The sequence below is a fragment of the Mesorhizobium sp. M7A.F.Ca.CA.004.04.2.1 genome (assembly GCF_004022825.1).
GTDB lineage: Bacteria > Pseudomonadota > Alphaproteobacteria > Rhizobiales > Rhizobiaceae > Mesorhizobium.
Genome location: NZ_RZPH01001379.1, coordinates 1 through 1198 on the forward strand (window position 1 = coordinate 1; position 1198 = coordinate 1198).

A 1198-nucleotide genomic window follows, 5' to 3' on the forward strand; every position below is an offset into this window, starting at 1 on the left:
ATGTGGAAGCGCGCAAAAAGCGCTACGACTATGTGTCGACCGAGCAGGCCTATCGGGCCATCCGGCAGGTCCTCAAACCCGCCATTCCCGATCGCGAACTCGACGACATGGTCGCCTCGCTTGCCGTGAAGAAGGGCCTGGCGGTCGTTTTCGACCGCCAAACCAAATCGTCTGCCGATCATGTTCCTCGGGGCACAAGGCCCTAGATCAACGCAGGTCTGCAGGCGTCGAGCGCCACATCGATACGGGGCCAAACGGCCCCGTATCGATGTGCATCGCCGGAGGAACGAGCGATACACCCGCGCCGTAGGCCTGTGTGCCGCGAGCCGACGGGCGTGGCGGCTTCAGGCGGCAGTGCTGACCTTGCCCGGCTCAAGGATCGACTTGACCTTGTCGGCGACGGCGCGTCCCAGATCGGCGTTGTTTCCGGCAGTAAAATGGATGCCGTCAACACCATCCGTGGTGAGGTAATCGCCGGCATTGAGAAAATCGATCTTCATGAAATCCGCCATCGCCTTGTACTGCCTGGCCAGATCCCTGGATTTTTCGTGCCCGCCACCAAACATGCCCTCGAACCACGGATCGGGCATCGGGGTCAGCGGCGGCGGCGCAATGACCAGCGCCTTGGGAGCCGGATAAGGGGTGCCGATGCCGCCGGCACTGGTCAGGATCTGCCCGACCAGTTTCGCCATTCCATTGGCGATCTCATAAGGCGTCCGGCGGAAATAAGACTTGGTGTCGTTGGTGCCGAGCATGACGATGACCAGGTCGAGCGGCAGATGGCTGGCGATGGCCGAGGGCAGATAGTTCGCCCCGTTCAGGCGCGGATCGTTGGGGTCGTCGAGACAGGTCGTGCGCGCGCTCAGGCCTTCTTCGATGATGTGGTAGCCCGCCCCCAGCGCCGCCGCCATCACACCGGTCCAGCGCTGATCATAAGGGTAGCGGTAGGTCGGCGACCCTTCCTTGACCGGAACCCAGCCCCAGGTCAGCGAGTCGCCGTAGCACATGATGTTTTTTGGCGGTGACATCCATGTTTCTCCATCTGTTTGCAATTGTCTGAACGCCGGCGCACTTGCTCTTCGCCGTTTCAAATCAGGGGTTTCGCACGCGCACTCCGTAGAAGATCGCCGCGCCGAGGATGATGACGCCCTGCGCGATGAGCTTGCCGGGCTCGTCGATGCCGAGCACCGTCATCACC

Annotated in this window: 2 protein-coding genes and 1 pseudogene; 1 reads left to right on the forward strand and 2 read right to left on the reverse strand. The window is 62.1% G+C overall.

Features of this window, described 5'->3' with window-relative positions; genetic code table 11:
- Positions 1 to 2: 2 nt before the first annotated feature.
- Entirely contained in the window at positions 3 to 206 is a 204-nt protein-coding gene (locus tag EN893_RS34715; protein ID WP_245490963.1) for a hypothetical protein, read from the forward strand.
- A 138-nt stretch (positions 207 to 344) separates the two neighbouring features.
- On the opposite strand, the gene EN893_RS34720 is transcribed toward EN893_RS34715, so the two are convergent.
- Complete coding sequence (locus EN893_RS34720) at positions 345 to 1028, reverse strand: SGNH/GDSL hydrolase family protein (protein WP_127271777.1); 684 nt, start codon at positions 1026 to 1028, stop codon at positions 345 to 347.
- A gap of 64 nt (positions 1029 to 1092) precedes the next feature.
- Positions 1093 to 1198 (reverse strand): annotated as a pseudogene (locus tag EN893_RS39675) (ABC transporter permease); the annotation flags it as partial.

What these genes read in the sequence shown, in the direction of transcription:
- EN893_RS34720 (WP_127271777.1), bottom strand. Translation starts at nt 1,028, where the DNA reads ATGTCACCGCCAAAAAACATCATGTGCTACGGCGACTCGCTGACCTGG.